Origin of the sequence: Alcaligenes parafaecalis (assembly GCF_026344135.1) — a bacterium.
Taxonomy (GTDB): Bacteria; Pseudomonadota; Gammaproteobacteria; order Burkholderiales; family Burkholderiaceae_B; genus Alcaligenes; species Alcaligenes parafaecalis.
The window spans coordinates 731,627-748,398 of record NZ_JAPKNA010000002.1 but is presented as its reverse complement, the minus strand read 5'-3'; the positions used below and the strand labels follow the sequence as shown (position 1 = coordinate 748,398).

Genomic DNA, 16,772 nt, shown 5'->3' with positions numbered 1-16,772 from the left:
AGCGGGAGGTGGCGGCAGCCTGTAACTGTAGCGACAGCGACAGCGACAGCGACAGCAATTAGTTTAAATACAAGAAAGCCCCGTTCATTTGGATTCAATCCTGAATGAACGGGGCTTTTTTATCGAACTACGAAGGCTAAACCCGGCTCCGCTTCAAGCAAATGCTCTGCTTGGCCCCAGGCTTTGCGTCCGCCTAGCGACTACGCCACTGCTTCAGCTCCGGGCTATCTACCCCCAGCAAACTCTCCAAAGCCTGATCGGTATGCTCACCTAACTGCGGCGGAGCCATGCGATAGGACACCGGACTATCCGAGAAGCGCATCGGGCTGGCCGTCATGCTGACCTTCCCCGCCTGGCTATGGTCCAGTTCAATCCGCATATTCCGCGCCTGAACCTGCGGGTGCGAGAACACGCCATGCAGATCATTGATGGGCCCGGCTGGCACGCCAATCTTGTCCAGCGTCTCCAACCAGTAAGCGCTAGGGTGCTTTTGCATTGCCGCGCTCAGAATCTGCTCCAGCTCATCCCTGTGCTTGACCCGTTGGCTATTGATGCGGAAACGCTCATCCTCCACCACTTCCGCGTGGCCAATCGCTTCGCAGTAAGCCGCGAACTGACGGTTATTGCCAATCGCCACAATGATGTGACCGTCCTGGGTCGGGAATACCTGATACGGCACCAGATTCTGGTGTGCATTGCCAGCCCGCTTCGGTGCCTGCCCGCTAACAAGATAGTTCATGTTCTGGTTCGCCAACATGGCCACCTGACAGTCCAGCAAGGCAATATCGATATGCTGGCCCAAGCCGCTGCGTGAACGCTCGAACAAGGCAGCCAGAATGCTGCTGGTGGCATACATGCCCGTCATCAAATCCGCGACAGCGACCCCGGCCTTCTGGGGGCCGCCACCGGGCTTGTCGTCACGCTCGCCGGTCAGGCTCATCATCCCGCCCATGGCCTGAATCATGAAGTCGTAACCGGGGCGCTCGGCATAAGGGCCAGTCTGCCCGAATCCGGTGATCGAGCAATAGATCAAACGGGGGTTAATCGCTTTCAGGCTGGCATAGTCCAGGCCGTACTTGGCCAGACCACCCACCTTGAAGTTCTCCACCAGAATGTCGCATTCCCGTGCCATGGCACGCACCACATCCGCCCCTGCCTGGCTGGCTATGTCCAGGCTGATCGACTGTTTATTACGGTTGGCCGACAAGTAGTAGGCCGCTTCAGCCGTATCTTCCTGCTCGGGCGTCTGCAAAAAGGGCGGCCCCCAGGCACGGGTATCGTCGCCGGTTTCAGGCTTTTCGATCTTGTAGACATTCGCCCCCAAGTCCGCCAGGTTCTGCGTACACCAGGGGCCAGCCAGAATGCGGGTCAAATCCAGAACCCGGATACCTTCCAAAGGGGCAGGACGACTGGCCTGCGGGGCGTGCTGATCGCTCACGTTAAGGTACTCCATTCAAAAACGATTAGTCCAACGTGATATCGGCTTGCTTGATCAGGCTGCCAAACTTCTCGTCTTCCTGGCGCAGAAACTCGGCGTACTCGGCAGGGGTCGAGGAAATGATATCCACACCCTGACGACGGAAGGTTTCCACAAACTCGGCGTTCTCGCTGACGGTCTTCATGGACAGGCTCAGGCGTTCCACGATGTCGGCGGGTGTACCACTGCTGACGTGAAAACCGAACCAGGCAGTGACGTTATAGCCCTGATCCAGACCCAGCTCTGCAAAGGTAGGCACATTGGGCAACAGCGAGGAGCGCTCGGGGCCCGAGACAGCCAAAGGACGCACGGTATTGGCATTGATATGCGTGATAGCTGTGCCCATGCTGTCAAACATGAAGGAGATATGGCCGCCCAGCAGATCTGTCATGGCAGGCGCACTGCCACGGTAAGGAGCGTGAATGACGTCGATATTCGCCATTGTGGTGAACGCCGCTGCCGACAAGTGGGACGAGGAACCGTTCCCAAAGGAAGCGTAGGTCAAGTCTTCAGGCTTGGCTCTGGCGTGGTCGATCAGCTCTTGCCCCGTGCTAAAGGGGCTTTGCTTGGCGTTAACCACCAGGACGTTCTGCCCTTCTGCCACCAACGAGACGGCGGTCAAATCCTGTGCAGGGTCATAAGGCAGTTTTTTGTACAGGTGATTATTGACGACCGCCTGACCCACTGCAGCCAACAGGACGGTGTAGCCATCAGGAGCGGATTTGGCTACGAAGTCGGTAGCGATAATGCCGCTGGCACCCGGCTTGTTTTCCACAATGATGATCTGGCCCAGATCCTTGGACATTTGCTGTGCAACACCTCGGGCGATCACATCGGTCACACCGCCTGGCGTAAAGGGCACCACCAGGCGAATCGGCTTGTCCGGATAGGCTGCTTGTGCAGTCAGGGAACAAAACATCAAGCCCATTCCGGCTAGAAGAGGAGCCACTTTATGGGCCAGAACTTTTTTCATGAATCACTCCAAACTTATTTTGTTCGATAATCGAACTTGATTATTAAATTGCTAAGTCTTGTTTTTTTTACAATTTATCATCGATAATTCTTGATAATCCCTACAGGTTCGGTAATCGAACAAAACTAGACTCTGAGCCCAATTCAGCCATGACGACCAACAAAGAGACAAGCCCCGCCGCCGACAGCTACAAAGGTGACCCGGATTACATGCAGTCGTTGGCCCGTGGCCTGCAAGTGATTACGGCTTTTTCAGACCGAAGACGGCCTTTGCGGGCAGCAGAAATTGCTCTGAAAACGGGCCTGGCGCGGGCGGTGGTTCAACGCTGCCTCTACACGCTGCAAGCCTTGGGTTATGCGGAACAGGAAGGTGCTTTCTGGAAGCTGCGCCCAGCGATTTTGCAGTTGGGCCATGCCTATTTTTCCTCAACGTCCATCGTCAGCCTGGCCCAACCCATACTGGATGATTTAAGTGACCGTGTAGGCGAGACCTGTGCTCTGGCTTTGCTGGATGGAGACGAAATTCTGTATCTGGCTCGTGCTCAGCGACAACGTGTTCTGACCGTATCCCTGGGACTGGGAAGCCGCCTGCCTGCGCACTGCACTTCGATCGGGCGCATGATGCTGTCCCAGCTTCCACAAAACAGGCTGGATGCGTATCTGGAACTGGCTCCCTTCAAGATCATGACGCAATACACCGCCCATACCCGCGAGGCTTTGCTACGCGAGTTAAAGCAGGTGCAGGAGAAGGATTATTCCTTGATCAAGGAGGAGCTGGAACTGGGTTTGACGGCGATTGGCGTGCCAGTACGCAGCGCCAGCGGACGTGTCGTCGCGGGGATGAGTATCAGCATCAAGGATTGGCAGGACTCTGAAGAAAAACTGATCCAGCGCTGCCTGCCCGAACTGCGTTCGAGCGCCAGGCAGCTAGGTTTGATGTTGCCAGCCTAAGGTGGGCGATCTGGCGATCAGGCAGGATTGAGCATGGTCAGTGCGCTGCTCAAGGCGTATTCCACGGCTTGCTGACGAATTTCAGCACGATCCCCGTTAAAAATACGGGCGGCTGCGCGGGTCACAATGCCATCGCCCCGGCGTTGCGCAAAACCGAAGCACACCAAGCCAACCGGCTTGCCCGGTGTGGCGCCATCAGGGCCAGCAATCCCCGTGGTGGAAATAGCCAGTTCTGCATCGGCTGTGGCTTCCAGCGCCCCTGCCGCCATTTCCATCGCGGTTTCTTCACTGACCGCACCAAAACGGTCCAGGGTGTCCTGGTTCACGCCCAGCTCCTGCACCTTGGCCTTATTGCTATAGGTGACAAAACCGCGCTCAAACCAGGCACTGGAACCGGGCAAATCCGTCAGGGAAGCAGCCAGAAGGCCACCCGTACATGATTCGGCGCAGGCGACCATCCAGCCTCGATCTTTAAGGGCTCGTCCTAATTCCAGGGCGGCATTGCCGTGCTCGTATTCGCTCATGAGAAGACTCCAAAACGTACCAAGACAGCCATCAGCAACAAGGTATAGCCTGCGGCCAGAAGATCGTCCCACATAACGCCAAAACCGTTATGCAGATGACGATCAAAATAGCGGATCGGCGCAGGTTTGAGAATATCAAAGAAACGAAATAACACGAATGCGATGCCCTGTGCCAGCCAGGTTTGCGGAATCAACCACAGCACCAGCCAGAAGGCGACCATCTCATCCCAGTTCATGCCGCTGTGATCGGACACGCCCAGATCGTACCCGGTGCGGTGGCACGCCCAGCAGCCAATGAAAAAAGTGACGGGCAGGAAGATCGCCATTTGCATGTCGGTCAGTACATGCAAACCCAAGACCCACAAAACCCAGGCCAGAACCGTACCCCAGGTTCCCGGCCCCGGACGCAATACGCCCGTACCGCCACCGAAGGCGATCAGACGCCAGGGCTTTTTAACCACCCAATCCAGGGTAGGACGCTGAATAGGATTCAAGGAAGGATCAGGAAATGTGCTCATGACACAGACTCAGCCACCAAAATGGTCGAAACCGCCCTGGGCAGGGGCAGGATGCAGACCCTGTTGATCACGCACATGAACCCCGTTGCCAGCGTGCATGGAGCCAATACGGCTTAGCTGAACGCCTTCGCGCTGGGCCAGCGCCATGATGGACTCCCGTTGTTGGGGAGCACCTGTAAAACACAGTTGAAAAACATCACCACCGACCAGGACTGCTTCACGTTGCAGCTCGGCAGGCAAATCTTGCAGGGATGGGTCCAGCGGCAAAGCATCCCAATCCAGATGGGCTGCGCATTGACTGGCTTTGGCGATATGGCCCAGATCTTGAACCAGGCCGTCAGAGACATCAATGGCCGCATGGGCCAAACCGGCCAGGGCATGGCCCAGACGATACGGAGGCCAGGGTTGCTCCAGAGCACCACGGCTGGCAGCCAGCCGCTGCGGATCAGCGCGAAGACGGCCTTGCAGGAGGCGCAAGGCAATATCTGCTGCTCCCAATGTGCCCGTCAACCAGATATCGTCACCAGCTTGGGCGGCACTGCGTTGCAAAGCTTGCCCTGCCGGGACTTCACCCAGAACGGTAATACTGATGACCACGCCCTGCTTGCTGCGCGTGGTGTCTCCACCGATCAAGGGGCATTGCGCCTGATCAGCCAGTTGGAACAAGCCATTTGAGAACGCTTCCAGCCATTCGGGTCGGACTTCAGGCATGGACAAGCCCAGGAGGCAAGCTCGTGGTTTGGCCCCCATCGCACCCAGGTCCGACAAATTCACGGCCAGTGCTTTATGCCCGAGCAGAAAGGGATCAACGTCAGGAAAGAAATGCTGCCCCTCGATCAGAAGATCGACGCTGCTGGCCAGTTGCCAGCCCGGCTTCGGGGTGAAAAGTGCGCAATCGTCACCCACTCCCAAATATCCTTCGGGAGCGGGGCGATTGAAATACTGCTGGATAAGACCGAACTCGTTCAGCACGGCACGCCCCGTTTTAGCGGCGGGCCTGCTTGGCAACTTCAGGAGCGCGTACGTCGGCAGCCAGCTTGTCCAGTACGCCGTTAACGAATTTAAAGCCGTCGGTACCGCCAAAGGATTTGGCCAGTTCGACTGCTTCGTTAATGGCAACGCGGTATGGCACTTCTACGTGATGCACCAGTTCGTAGCTGCCAATCAGCAAGATGCCGTGCTCGATGGGAGAGAGCTCTTCCAAAGGGCGGTCAACATAAGGCAAAAAGCGTTCGCGCAGCACTGGGGCTTCGCGCATTACGCCGAACAGCAAGGTTTTGAACCAGGCTGCATCAGCTTCGCCAAACTCCTCGTCGCCCCGGATATGGGCGTCGATGGAGGTGGCTTCCTGCAGGCCATCTGCCCCTCGCAAAAGCCAGGAGTAGATGCCCTGCAGGGCAAATTCGCGCGAGCGGCGGCGCGCGGATCGTCCGTTGGCCTTGCTGGCCGGGACTTTATTTGTCGTCGTCAAGATCTTCGTCCTCGTAATCTTCGTCCTCATCGTCGTCCAGCTCGGGTTCGAGGACGGCGATAAGATTGCCCAGCTCGACCGCTGTACGGGCGCAATCGCGACCTTTTTCAGCGGCACGAATTTCAGCCTGTTCATCTGTGTTGGTGGTCAGTACACCGTTAGCAACCGGAATGCCGGTAGCCAGGGAGACTTGTGTAATAGCCGAAGCGCTTTCGTTGCTGACCACTTCAAAGTGGTAGGTATCGCCACGGATGACGGCACCCAGTGCGATCAGAGCATCGAATTCGCCTGTTTCGGCCATTTGGCCCAGAGTAATACCCAATTCCAGCGCGCCAGGAACGGACAGAACCGTCACATCACGCTCGTCCACACCCAAGGCTTCCAGCTCTTTCAAGCAAGCTTCCAGTTCGGTCAGGCCGATGGATTCGTTGAAACGTGCACGCACAATACCAATGTGCAGACCTTCCCCGTTCAGGTCAGGGGTAACAATGTAAGGATTCATGTTGGAAGCTCCGCTTAGGATTGAGAATCTGGTTCGCTATGGTAACCCGTCACGGTCAATGCAAACCCGGCCATGCTTGGCATTTTACGTGGTCGCGACATCAAACGGGCTTTGCCAACATTGAGGTCACGCAAAATCTGTGCACCAATTCCATAAGTGCGCAAATCATTGCGGCTGGGACGACCGCGTGGAGTCTGTGCCGGGCTGTCCTCGCTCCAGGCGTGAATCTGCTCGAAACTCTCTTCTTCAGAGTTCTGGCAGTTCATCAGCAACACGACGCCGCTGTCGGATTTGGCGACAGTGCGCAGTGCCGTCGGCAGGGTCCAGCTATGGCCGACGCTATCTTCAACCAGGACGTCCAGAACCGTGGTGGGTTCGTGCACACGCACCAGCGTTTCAACATCAGGGCTGATTTGGCCGTGGACCAGTGCCAGATGCAAACCGCCGGAAGACAAGTCGCGGTAAGCATGGCACTCGAATTCGCCGTAAGGAGTCTTGACGGGTTTCTTGTGCAGACGCTCGATCATGGATTCATGTTCGCTGCGGTACTGAATCAGATCCGCAATGGTGCCCACCTTGATGCCGTGTTCGCGGGCAAACACCAGCAAATCGGGCAAACGGGCCATGGAGCCATCGGGATTCAGCACTTCGCAAATGACGGCGGCCGGAGTCAAGCCTGCCATCGCAGTCAGATCGCAACCAGCTTCGGTGTGACCGGCACGTACCAGCACGCCACCTTTGGCCGCTTTCAGCGGGAAAATGTGACCAGGTTGAACCAGATCAATCGGACGCGCATCGCGCGCAACCGCCGCTTGCACGGTGCGGGCACGGTCAGCAGCGGAAATACCGGTTTCCACGCCTTCAGCCGCTTCAATCGACACCGTGAAGTTGGTGCCAAAGCGCGTACCGTTGCGGGTAGCCATCAAAGGCAGGTCCAGTTGGCGGCAACGCTCTTCGGTCAGGGTCAGGCAAACCAGACCACGACCATGTGTCACCATGAAGTTGATCGCTTCGGCATTCACGAATTCAGCGGCCATGACCAGGTCGCCTTCGTTTTCGCGGTCCTCTTCGTCAACCAGAATAACCATGCGCCCTGCGCGCAGCTCTTCAACAATCTCTGGAACGGGAGCGATTGGACTGGCGCCCAGTTGACCAGCGTCGGACTGAATTTCTTGATTCATCGTGCTCTTTGCTCAGACAGATAATAATTAAGACCATTTTACGACACCCAGGCCCCGGCGGGCAGCTTCATTAGTCGGTACACTTGAAGACCGTGCCAAACCGCCCCAAGCCCCTATGACCGAACCCATTTTGCCTGCGCTGGACGAAAAACGTCGCCGTATCCAATCCATTGAAACGGGTTTTGGCCTGTTGAAGGTACTGGTAGACAGCGGCCAGCCCATGATGTTGCGCGATCTGGCGACCCAGGCGGGCATGAGCTCAGCCAAAGCCCACCCCTACCTGGTCAGCTTTACCAATGTAGGACTGGTACAACAGGCGCCCGCTACCGGTTTGTACGAACTGGGGCCCTTTGCCTTGCAGATGGGCCTGGTCAGCCTGCAAAGTCAGAACCCGGTCAAGATTGCCCTGCCACTGGTACAGTCCTGGGCCTCACGCATTGGGCATACCCTGGGTTTGGCCGTGTTGGGGTCACATGGCCCCACGATGGTGCATATCAGCGAGGCCAGCTACCCGGTCCACGTCAATATGCGCTGCGGCACGGTGATGTCCATGTTGCATACGGCCACCGGCCACGTCTTTGCCGCCTGGCTGCCGCCGGAAGTCGCTCGCCACTATATTGAGCGTGAAGCGGGCGACAGCGCTGTGGTCACCAGTATCAGCCCCTTGCGCCCCAGCCCTAAAGAACTGGCGGCCATGCTGGAGAAAATCCGCGAGCAAGGCGTGGCTCAGGCACTGGGTAATCCCCTGCCCGGCATCGATGCTTTGTCCGTGCCTGTGTTTGATCATTCCGGACAGATTGTGCTGGCCCTGACCAGCCTGGGCCCCAGCACCCTGTTTGATGCCAGTATCGACAGCCCTATCCTGGCGCAGTTGCGACAGTGCGCCAACAGCATTTCACATCAGTTGGGCTGGCGCGAGCCGCTGGGCACCCCCCCTTTATAAAACTTGACATGACTACACACATTTCCAGGGGTGTGACCACTTCAAGTTTGGCCGGTTTACATGCAAAATAATCGTTTTATCCGCCCACCTGTTGTGGGCGACATCTCGAGTGCGATGCTGTGCTAGAACAAGAGCTGAAATTTTTTGTGCCCGAGAGTGCCCGTCCCGGTTTGTTGACCGCTTTTGACGTTGTACGCACGGGTAGCATTACCTTAAACGCCATCTACTTTGATACGCCCGAACGCGATCTGGCGCGGACCAGTATCGCCCTGCGTTTGCGCAAGGAAGGCGAGCAATGGGTGCAGACCGTCAAACTGCCCGGTCCTGATACTCTGTCCCGAATTGAAATCAATCACTCCCGGCCTGGCCCGGAACTGGATCTGGACCTGTATCAAGGCACGGCCGCCTACGCTGCGCTGGCCCCTTATGCTCAACAGATCCAGGCCCGTTACCAGACCCGAATACAGCGCGAACTAGCGCTGATCAAGCAAGGCCAATCGGAGCTGGAGCTGGCCTACGATGTAGGTCACATCGAATCCAATGGCTTGAAGCTACTAGTTAACGAGCTGGAAATTGAGCTGATCAGCGGTGAGAGCCTGACCATGTTTGAGGTCGGCCAACGCTGGCTGTACAAGCATGGCTTGATTCTGGAGATGCGCAGCAAATCCGAACGAGGCGATGCACTGGCCAGTCTGGCAGATCGCCGCCGGGCCAAATCCGAGAGCCTGGACCTGTCGCCCGAGCAAGTGGCGGCCGCCTTGACGCGCAAAGCCTACGATCTGCCCAAACCGCATTTTGTTGATACCGAAGATCTGGAGCAGTTTTACAGCTTGAGCGCGACCATGAGCCTGGAGCAAGTGATCCGCAATGCCGCCCTGCTGGCGGGGGTGGATGGCATACGCCCGGACTCCTCCCGTCAGGCAGACTATCTGGCCTTGATGCGCGTGGGTCTACGCCGTCTGCGTTCCTGCCGCAAGCTGTTCAAAATGTGGCTGTCAGCTAGCGAAGGCTATGCCAATACTCGTCTGACGCATTATTTTGGTCTGTTTGGTCAGGCGCGCGATCAGGATCTGGTGCATCTGGAGATCACCCCCTTGCTGTTGCAAGCGGGCATGCCCGGCCCGGCGCCGGAGCCCGCACCTGCGCATCTTGAGCATGACCCGGTCCAACTGGCCAGCGCCGCCGAGTTTCAGTCTTTGCTATTAAGTAATCTGCAAAGCCTGATTTGTGGTCCCACGCTGGAGCTGCAAAGTGCACCACAAGCCGAGCATCTGGTTGAAGCACGCATCAGCCGTTGGTTCCAGACCATTCAACTGCGCAGCCAGCGCTTCGCACAGATCAGCCAGGACAAGCAGCACCGGCTGCGCAATCGCATCAAAAGCCTGCGTTACTGCCTGGAGTTTTTGCCCAGCGCCGCTGATAAACAAGGACTGCACCGGGTATTGCGAGAGTGTCAGGCCTTGATTGGCGCCGTTACTGATGTTGATGTAGCACTGGACTGGTACGCCCAACATGCCGCCAACCCTGAGCAAGCGCAGTTTGCACGCGACTGGCTGACCCATGCCCGCCACGGCCGTGCTGCCCATGCACAACATGCGCTCAATGCCTTGGATCAACATCAACCGCAAACCGAGTTGCTGCGGCGCTAAACGGTAAGGATCCCCAAGCTACGCCCAAGGCTTGTTGCCCCCCCCTAAAGGGACGCTTTTCACCGGGGGCGCCGAGCCTTAGGGCTGTCCGGCGGTCAAAAAAAACAAAAAACCGGCGATACCTTCAGTGGCATCGCCGGTTTTTTTATAGACAATCTTGGCCTTAAGCGTTCATACCCAACAAGGCGGACGCAAACTCACGGGCGACAAAGGCTTGCAGATCCTGCATACCCTCGCCCACACCAATCCAGTAGACCGGGATAGGACGTACGCCTTGGGCACAGGCAGCCACTGCAGCCAGCGTACCGCCCTTGGCCGTACCATCCAGTTTGGTGACAACCAGGCCAGTCAAGCCTAAGGCTGCGTCAAAAGCGCGGATTTGCGAAATCGCGTTCTGGCCGGTGTTCCCGTCAACAACCAACAGAATTTCGTGAGGAGCCTGGCCGTCTGCCTTGCTAATCACGCGTTTGATCTTCTTGAGCTCTTCCATCAAGTGCAACTGAGTCGGCAAGCGGCCAGCCGTATCCACCATGACCACATCCATATCGCGGGCACGGCCTGCGTGCACGGCATCGAACGCCACTGCGGCCGGGTCGCCACCATCTTGAGCAATGACGCTGACGTTATTGCGGGTGCCCCACTCGATCAACTGCTCACGAGCCGCGGCGCGGAAGGTATCACCGGCGGCCAATAGCACTTTGGCGCCCTGCTCCTGGAAGGTATGAGCCAGTTTGCCGATGGACGTGGTTTTACCCGCGCCATTCACACCAGCAATCATGACGACCAACGGCTTGCTGGAGCCCAGCGGAAAGGATTTCTCCAAAGGCTTCAAGTGATCCGTCAGGATGTCACAGAGGATTTGTTTGACCTGCGCAGCCTCGGTCACTTTTTCTTTGCGAACACGGGCACGCAAAGCGGTGATCAGTTTTTCTGTTGCTTCGACACCGGCATCTGCCATCAACAGGGCATCTTCCAGTTCCTCAAACAGAGCTTCATCAACCTTGGCACCGACGAACAGGCTGCTAAGACTTTGACCCGTGCGCGACAAACCTTGTTTCAGGCGGGACATCCAGGAGGTCTTGGTGACCACAGGAGCCTGCGCTTCTGGCTCGGGAGCTCGTACCGGCTCGGGCTCGGGCTCGGGCTCGGGCTCGGGCTCGGGCTCTGGAGCCGGGGCCGGCGTCGGCGTCGGCACAATTTCCGGTTCCGGTACGGGAACCACAACCGGCTCTGGTGCAGGCATCACCTCAGGTTGTGGAATTGGCGCAATCTCAGGCACAGGAGCCGGAGTCGGCTCTGGCATCGGCACAATTTCAGGCTCAGGTACGGGAACTACCTCTGGCTCAGGAGCAACTTCAGGCACGAAGGCAGGAGCAGGCTCCGACACAGGCGCTACTTCAGGTGCAGGCGCGGGCACAGGAACGCTGGCAGGCGCAGGCGGTGGCACCTCCAGCGGCGAGGGCGTAGACTCGGGGGCGGCTTGATGTTCAGCCTGGCTTTCAGGTTTGCCATCCAGAACCACGGCAGGCTGCACGGCCGGTGGCGTCACCGGTGCACTGGGTTCCTGCCTTACAGCGGGGGGGGGGGGCGCCGAGTCGGCCTGAGGCTCGGACTGGGCAGGAGAAAGCGGCTCGGTCAGCTCCGTAGGAGTGGCTTGCGGCTCTGGCTTGGCCTTCTTTCTTTTAAAAAAACTGAACATACGATTTACACTAGAAAATTCTGTTGAATGACCACATTATCCGATCAAAGCGCGAATGAGAAAACATGCTGTCCGTATTGTAGGTGGTGATTACCGCCGCACACCGATTTCAGTTGTCGATGCACCCGGCCTGCGGCCTACCCCGGATCGTGTGCGTGAAACCCTGTTTAACTGGCTTAACCACTTCTGGGGCGCACAGTTCAGCGATAAAAACGTACTGGACCTGTTTGCGGGCAGTGGCGCTCTGGGTTTTGAAGCAGCCTCGCGCGGTGTGGCCTTTGTACAAATGGTGGAGCGTCACGCTCCCGCTGTTGCCAATTTGCGCGCCCTGCGCACCAAGCTTAAAGCCGAACACGTCCGTATCCATGCAGGTGACGCCCTCCATATTCTGGAGCGCAGCCAGATGCGCTACGATCTGGTCTTCATAGACCCGCCTTTTGCGCGCGACTGGATGGAACGTATCTGGCCCTTGCTGCCCAATGTGCTGGCACCGGACGCACTGGTTTACATTGAGTCCGAAACCCCTATACAAGCCCCAGATCAATACGGGATACTACGACAGGATAAGGCAGGGCAGGTACATTATCATTTGTTGCGATTTGCTGCGATGCAAAAAACAGTCAATAATGCCGAATTTTCCGGGACGCCTGCGCCGCTCCCCCCGGACTCCGACCTGCCAACTTGAACCATTTACGCGGATGCACCATGATCACTGCTGTTTACCCCGGCACCTTCGACCCCCTGACCCGAGGCCATGAAGACCTGGTCCGGAGAGCCGCCAACCTTTTCGATCACGTTGTGGTCGGTGTGGCCTCCAGCCAGAACAAGCGCCCTTTCTTCACGGTTGAAGAGCGTGTTGAGATCGCTTCCGAAGTGCTCAGCCACTATCCCAACGTGGAAGTAAAAAGCTTTTCCGGCCTGCTCAAGGACTTTGTACGCGAACAAAATGGTCGCGTTATCGTACGTGGCCTGCGCGCCGTGTCTGATTTTGAATATGAATTCCAAATGGCTGGCATGAACCGCCACCTGCTGCCTGAAGTCGAGACCATGTTCATGACTCCTTCGGACCAGTACCAGTTCATCTCCGGCACCATCGTGCGCGAGATTGCCATTCTGGGTGGCGATGTAGGCAAATTTGTCTTCCCGTCCGTGGAGCGCTGGCTACAAACCAAGGCCAAAGAACGCAAGCAACAAGCGGTTTCAACCACCTGAACTCGCCCTGCGTAGCGGTCCGTACTACACTGTAAGGTGACCGACTGGTCAAATTCCAAGACCACGCTTATCAGGACACTGCGCTATGGCACTGCACATTACAGAAGAATGTATTAACTGCGACGTTTGTGAGCCGCAGTGCCCTAACCTGGCTATTTACATGGGTGAGGAGATCTACGAGATCAATCCCAACCTGTGTACAGAATGCGTTGGCCACTTTGATGAGCCACAGTGCGTCGTGGTGTGCCCGGTTGAATGTATCGAGATTCACCCTCAGCACCAGGAGAGCCAGGAAACCTTGCTGGCCCGCTATCACCGGCTGCAATCCGAGCCCACGACCTGATTGGAATCACAAAAAAAGCCCTGCCATGAGCAGGGCTTTTTTATATGCAGATGGACATGACAGCCAACACTGCGTTAAGCCGACTCTGGCAAACGCTTTAACAAACGCAGTGGCTGGCCTGCGTAGCGCGTAAACCACTCTGCAGGCAAATCCCCTTCATCGACCAATTGCACGGACTGACCATTCTCCTGCCAGGTGGAGAAGGAATCAGGATCGTCCTCGATCACATCCGCTTCTATATCCAGACGCAACATGCCGGGAGCACGCAGTACCAGTTGGCCAAAACGCAGCTCTATGCTCAGTTCTGACAAGGTGGGCAGCGCATCTGCTGCCAGAATCTGCCCCTGCTCGTTACCCAGTACCCAACGCCCCGTACAGGCCAGCGCCTTGCTATCACTCAAGGCCGGGCCACCTTGCAATAGATAGACCGCGTCCTGAGAGACTACCGTGTTCATGACTGGGCCTGTGCTCATGGCTTGAACCATTGCTTCATGGCCTCGCCCACGGTTTGCGGGACTTTGGCGCCCAGCTCGTCCTTGATGATCTGCTTTACCTCGGACTTGACGTCAACATTGGCATTATTCTTGGCTTCCGTGGCCTGCTGGCTCAACAAATCCAGCAAACCGTCTTGCAGCGCTTTTTTGATCGATGTGCTGGCAATTTCTTTCCATTGAATCTGGTAGGACAACTCGGCCCAAGGACCAGAAATATGGATAGGAATCAGGACATTGCGCAGATCCTGGAAGGATTTACGTTCCTCGGCGGCCAGATTGTTATGGTTCAAGCGCGCCTGCAAAGTCACATCCGCCTGTTGCGTCACCAAATCCAGTGTGGAGCCTTTCGCGGTTGTGACCGTCAGAATCGGGGTCGTAGCGCGGAAGTTACGGAAACTGGCTTGCCCTTTCTTGATATCCAGGCTGCCTTGCAGACGGCTCAGAACAGTACGACGCAAGGGGTCTGACTCTGGCAATAGCAAGGGAATCTGACCACTAAAGGCATTGCGTACCGCTTCGTTGATATCGCGCACGCTCTGGTCCAGATCAACGCTGCGCCAGCTACCTTCGTGCAAATCTACGGTCAGCCCGCCTTCCAGGGCATTCAGACGCTCTTCTTGTGTGGCACCTTGCGCCTTCAAGTTCAAGTCCACATTGCCCTTGCCTGCCAGATAATCGTTGCCGAAGGCATCCAGCAAGAGCGAACCCACTTGCATTTGCTGCAACTTCAAACCCAGTTCAAAACGCTTGCCGGGCTCGACCTTGGCCTTGGCCTGAAGCTGGCCTTCATAGGCCTGTGCATTGAACTGCGACAGATTAATGAGCTGACCTTGATTCTTGACCTGCGCCTTGACCTGCTCCAGCACCACACCCAGGCTGCGGAGTTTCTCAATTTCAAAACGCAGATCAAACGTCAGCGCATCCAGCCAAGCGTAAGACGATTCCTCGGTAGCAGGTTCTTCGGCTTCAGGAGTAGCTTCTGCTTGCTCTGCCTTGGGCTGCTCCGCCTGCTCAGCCTCTTCAGCGGCGGGCTCCTGCTCCGACTCAGCAGCCGCTTCTGGTGCTTCGGCAGCGGGTTCAGGATCAATCGGGGTGACAACTTCTGGAGCGGTCGCCCAGAAAATGGAGCGCAACTCGTCCAGATCCAGCCTGTCTGCCTTCAGCACTGCCGCCAGCAAAGGACCTTTACCCTTGTCTTGCAGTGTCAGATCCAGACTACCCTGGGCCTGCTCGGTGCTGCTACTTAGCTGTGCGCTGTATTCCTGTTTGCCTTTATTCAAATCCGCCTGACCCGTGACAGGCATCTCAAAGCGGCTGCCCGCATCGGCCTCGTCCTCGACTCGCACATTGGCTTGAATATCCGGCAAACGCAGCCACTCATTGGAGGGTTGCCATTGCAGGGGCGAAGCCGCCTTCAATTGGGCGACACGGCTACCTTGCTTCAGCGCCCCTTCCAGCTTGGCCTGCTCAAACAGCAGTTCTTGGCTGTTACCGGACAAACCTTGCAGGGTCAGGCCCAGCCCCAACACCTTGGGACCGCTAACTTTCAGGCTGGCGACCACAGGCGCACCTTCAGCTTCGGCGGGCGAAACCTGAATACGCGGGACGTCTAAAGCCAAATCCAGAGTCTGATCTTCATTCTTGCCACGGATGCGCAGCGCCAGTTTCTCGAAAGAAACCAGGTCACTAAAGCTGTCGATCTGCATCTTGGGCGTGTTCAGCGATGCATTCAAATCGCTGACCGGGTAAGCACCCAGCCACTGGCCTTGCAATTGTGTATCCAGGTTTGTGGCGCTGAACTGACGCTGGGCGGACTTATAGGTCACATTGCCTTTAAGCGTCAGGCTTTGCGCTTGCAGCTCGTCCAGATTACCCACAAAGCTCAAGTTCAGTTTTTGTGCACCATAGGATTTGGACGCAGGGTCCAGGCTCAATTGCCCTTGTCCTTCAAGAACGCCATCGGCCACGGGGTAATCCCCGGACAGACGGCTCTTGAAGGCCACATCAAAAGGCTGACCAAAGGTCATGCGGCCTGTGTTCACTTCCAGTTGCAACAAACGGCCAATCATATTGCTGCGTTTGCTGAAGTAATGGATTTCACCACCCTTCAAGCTAAGGCCAGCGATATCAATCTGGAAATCTGTTTCGCTGCCAGAACGCTTGGCAATCAATTCCGGGACGGGCAAGGATTCGGGAGCTGCTGCAGGCTCGGCAGGTTTATCCTGCGGGGCCTCGGCCGCTTGAGCGGCGGGCAGCAAGGACACGCCGGAGCGGGCTACAGGCAGTTGAGGACCGGCAGGCGGGGCTTGCAACAAGTCATCAAAATTGAGCTTGCCGTTTTCATCGCGCACAATCCAGGCCTTGAAGCCTGTGACCGCCACGTGGTCCACCACCAAGCGGTTATTGATCAAGGGCCACAAGGCCACCGCAAAACGGGCGCTCTCCAAAGAGGCGAAAGGATCTTCCGAATTACGGTCAGACAGGGACAGCCCCTGCACGGACAGGCCAATGCGGGGAAAGAGAGAAAGTTCGATATCACCGTCAATCTTGAGCGTACGTTGATACTTTTGCTGGACGATGTCCGCCAGCTTCTGTTTGTACGAATTGGGATTGAATGTCAGCAGGAAAATTGCCCCGCCAACCACCGTGACAATAGCCAAAACGACGAGGCTGAATAAGCCCCGCTTAAACCATACTTTCATGTAAGCCTCTAGGACCTCGGGGAAGGATGCAACACGCCATCTGCCCGGATACGAAATGCTAACCCATGTAGGGCCATTGCGAAGTAACGAAAATAAGAAATATCCACCTGCTATTTAAAAAGCAGAGCCCACCA

Annotated in this window: 17 protein-coding genes; 6 read left to right on the top strand and 11 right to left on the bottom strand. The window is 56.8% G+C overall.

What is annotated here, in order from left to right:
- Positions 1–193: 193 nt before the first annotated feature.
- Together OSH09_RS10270 and OSH09_RS10265 are read right to left on the bottom strand one after the other, a co-directional pair.
- Positions 194–1,438 carry a CaiB/BaiF CoA transferase family protein gene (locus OSH09_RS10270; RefSeq protein ID WP_266120917.1) on the bottom strand — a complete coding sequence of 415 codons (1,245 nt, stop codon included), beginning with the start codon at positions 1,436–1,438 and terminating at the stop codon, positions 194–196.
- Between the two features lie 25 nt (positions 1,439–1,463).
- Positions 1,464–2,450, bottom strand: a complete 987-nt coding sequence (locus OSH09_RS10265; RefSeq protein WP_266120916.1) for a Bug family tripartite tricarboxylate transporter substrate binding protein — start codon at positions 2,448–2,450, stop codon at positions 1,464–1,466.
- Positions 2,451–2,599: 149 nt separating this feature from the next.
- On the opposite strand from OSH09_RS10265, the gene OSH09_RS10260 reads away from it, so the two are divergent.
- Entirely contained in the window at positions 2,600–3,400 is an 801-nt protein-coding gene (locus OSH09_RS10260) for an IclR family transcriptional regulator domain-containing protein (protein ID WP_207871893.1), read from the top strand.
- A gap of 17 nt (positions 3,401–3,417) precedes the next feature.
- Here the strand turns inward: OSH09_RS10260 and OSH09_RS10255 are convergent, their stop codons facing one another.
- The 6 genes from OSH09_RS10255 to ribBA are packed head-to-tail and all read right to left on the bottom strand — an operon-like array spanning position 3,418 to position 7,596.
- Positions 3,418–3,924, bottom strand: coding sequence for a CinA family protein (locus OSH09_RS10255; protein ID WP_207871895.1), 507 nt, complete (start codon positions 3,922–3,924; stop codon positions 3,418–3,420).
- On the bottom strand, positions 3,921–4,442 hold the full coding sequence (locus tag OSH09_RS10250) for a phosphatidylglycerophosphatase A family protein (protein WP_207871897.1): 522 nt from the start codon (positions 4,440–4,442) through the stop codon (positions 3,921–3,923). The genes OSH09_RS10255 and OSH09_RS10250 overlap by 4 nt, the downstream gene beginning before the upstream one ends.
- A 9-nt stretch (positions 4,443–4,451) precedes the next feature.
- On the bottom strand, positions 4,452–5,414 hold the full coding sequence (gene thiL, locus OSH09_RS10245; protein ID WP_266120915.1) for a thiamine-phosphate kinase: 963 nt from the start codon (positions 5,412–5,414) through the stop codon (positions 4,452–4,454).
- A gap of 13 nt (positions 5,415–5,427) precedes the next feature.
- Entirely contained in the window at positions 5,428–5,943 is a 516-nt protein-coding gene (gene nusB, locus OSH09_RS10240; protein WP_042488795.1) for a transcription antitermination factor NusB, read from the bottom strand.
- On the bottom strand, positions 5,897–6,415 hold the full coding sequence (gene ribH / locus OSH09_RS10235) for a 6,7-dimethyl-8-ribityllumazine synthase (protein WP_009454781.1): 519 nt from the start codon (positions 6,413–6,415) through the stop codon (positions 5,897–5,899). The genes nusB and ribH overlap by 47 nt, the downstream gene beginning before the upstream one ends.
- A 14-nt stretch (positions 6,416–6,429) precedes the next feature.
- Positions 6,430–7,596, bottom strand: coding sequence for a bifunctional 3,4-dihydroxy-2-butanone-4-phosphate synthase/GTP cyclohydrolase II (gene ribBA, locus OSH09_RS10230; RefSeq protein ID WP_207871899.1), 1,167 nt, complete (start codon positions 7,594–7,596; stop codon positions 6,430–6,432).
- A gap of 115 nt (positions 7,597–7,711) precedes the next feature.
- On the opposite strand from ribBA, the gene OSH09_RS10225 reads away from it, so the two are divergent.
- Complete coding sequence (locus OSH09_RS10225; protein ID WP_266120914.1) at positions 7,712–8,539, top strand: IclR family transcriptional regulator; 828 nt, start codon at positions 7,712–7,714, stop codon at positions 8,537–8,539.
- Positions 8,540–8,658: 119 nt separating this feature from the next.
- Entirely contained in the window at positions 8,659–10,188 is a 1,530-nt protein-coding gene (locus tag OSH09_RS10220; RefSeq protein WP_266120913.1) for a CYTH and CHAD domain-containing protein, read from the top strand.
- 163 nt (positions 10,189–10,351) lie between these two features.
- On the opposite strand, the gene ftsY is transcribed toward OSH09_RS10220, so the two are convergent.
- Positions 10,352–11,431 carry a signal recognition particle-docking protein FtsY gene (ftsY, locus tag OSH09_RS10215; protein WP_323178749.1) on the bottom strand — a complete coding sequence of 360 codons (1,080 nt, stop codon included), beginning with the start codon at positions 11,429–11,431 and terminating at the stop codon, positions 10,352–10,354.
- Positions 11,432–11,942: 511 nt separating this feature from the next.
- On the opposite strand from ftsY, the gene rsmD reads away from it, so the two are divergent.
- The 3 genes from rsmD to OSH09_RS10200 all read left to right on the top strand — a co-directional run bounded on the left by rsmD (position 11,943) and on the right by OSH09_RS10200 (position 13,442).
- On the top strand, positions 11,943–12,572 hold the full coding sequence (rsmD, locus tag OSH09_RS10210) for a 16S rRNA (guanine(966)-N(2))-methyltransferase RsmD (RefSeq protein ID WP_207871905.1): 630 nt from the start codon (positions 11,943–11,945) through the stop codon (positions 12,570–12,572).
- 20 nt (positions 12,573–12,592) lie between these two features.
- Positions 12,593–13,099, top strand: coding sequence for a pantetheine-phosphate adenylyltransferase (coaD, locus tag OSH09_RS10205; RefSeq protein WP_266120911.1), 507 nt, complete (start codon positions 12,593–12,595; stop codon positions 13,097–13,099).
- 85 nt (positions 13,100–13,184) lie between these two features.
- Positions 13,185–13,442, top strand: coding sequence for a YfhL family 4Fe-4S dicluster ferredoxin (locus tag OSH09_RS10200; RefSeq protein ID WP_207871909.1), 258 nt, complete (start codon positions 13,185–13,187; stop codon positions 13,440–13,442).
- A 74-nt stretch (positions 13,443–13,516) separates the two neighbouring features.
- Here the strand turns inward: OSH09_RS10200 and OSH09_RS10195 are convergent, their stop codons facing one another.
- Positions 13,517–13,915 carry an MOSC N-terminal beta barrel domain-containing protein gene (locus OSH09_RS10195; protein WP_266120910.1) on the bottom strand — a complete coding sequence of 133 codons (399 nt, stop codon included), beginning with the start codon at positions 13,913–13,915 and terminating at the stop codon, positions 13,517–13,519.
- Positions 13,912–16,638, bottom strand: a complete 2,727-nt coding sequence (locus OSH09_RS10190; RefSeq protein ID WP_266120909.1) for an AsmA family protein — start codon at positions 16,636–16,638, stop codon at positions 13,912–13,914. The genes OSH09_RS10195 and OSH09_RS10190 overlap by 4 nt, the downstream gene beginning before the upstream one ends.
- Positions 16,639–16,772: the final 134 nt, after the last annotated feature.

Bases quoted from the DNA above. Each gene is read 5' to 3' on its own strand.
- OSH09_RS10265 (WP_266120916.1), bottom strand. From the start codon at position 2,450: ATGAAAAAAGTTCTGGCCCATAAAGTGGCTCCTCTTCTAGCCGGAATG.
- OSH09_RS10260 (WP_207871893.1), top strand. From the start codon at position 2,600: ATGACGACCAACAAAGAGACAAGCCCCGCCGCCGACAGCTACAAAGGT.
- OSH09_RS10255 (WP_207871895.1), bottom strand. From the start codon at position 3,924: ATGAGCGAATACGAGCACGGCAATGCCGCCCTGGAATTAGGACGAGCC.
- OSH09_RS10250 (WP_207871897.1), bottom strand. From the start codon at position 4,442: ATGAGCACATTTCCTGATCCTTCCTTGAATCCTATTCAGCGTCCTACC.
- nusB (WP_042488795.1), bottom strand. From the start codon at position 5,943: ATGAGGACGAAGATTACGAGGACGAAGATCTTGACGACGACAAATAAA.
- ribH (WP_009454781.1), bottom strand. From the start codon at position 6,415: ATGAATCCTTACATTGTTACCCCTGACCTGAACGGGGAAGGTCTGCAC.
- ribBA (WP_207871899.1), bottom strand. From the start codon at position 7,596: ATGAATCAAGAAATTCAGTCCGACGCTGGTCAACTGGGCGCCAGTCCA.
- OSH09_RS10225 (WP_266120914.1), top strand. From the start codon at position 7,712: ATGACCGAACCCATTTTGCCTGCGCTGGACGAAAAACGTCGCCGTATC.
- ftsY (WP_323178749.1), bottom strand. From the start codon at position 11,431: ATGCCTGCACCAGAGCCGGTTGTGGTTCCCGTACCGGAACCGGAAATT.
- rsmD (WP_207871905.1), top strand. From the start codon at position 11,943: ATGAGAAAACATGCTGTCCGTATTGTAGGTGGTGATTACCGCCGCACA.
- coaD (WP_266120911.1), top strand. From the start codon at position 12,593: ATGATCACTGCTGTTTACCCCGGCACCTTCGACCCCCTGACCCGAGGC.
- OSH09_RS10200 (WP_207871909.1), top strand. From the start codon at position 13,185: ATGGCACTGCACATTACAGAAGAATGTATTAACTGCGACGTTTGTGAG.
- OSH09_RS10195 (WP_266120910.1), bottom strand. From the start codon at position 13,915: ATGAGCACAGGCCCAGTCATGAACACGGTAGTCTCTCAGGACGCGGTC.
- OSH09_RS10190 (WP_266120909.1), bottom strand. From the start codon at position 16,638: ATGAAAGTATGGTTTAAGCGGGGCTTATTCAGCCTCGTCGTTTTGGCT.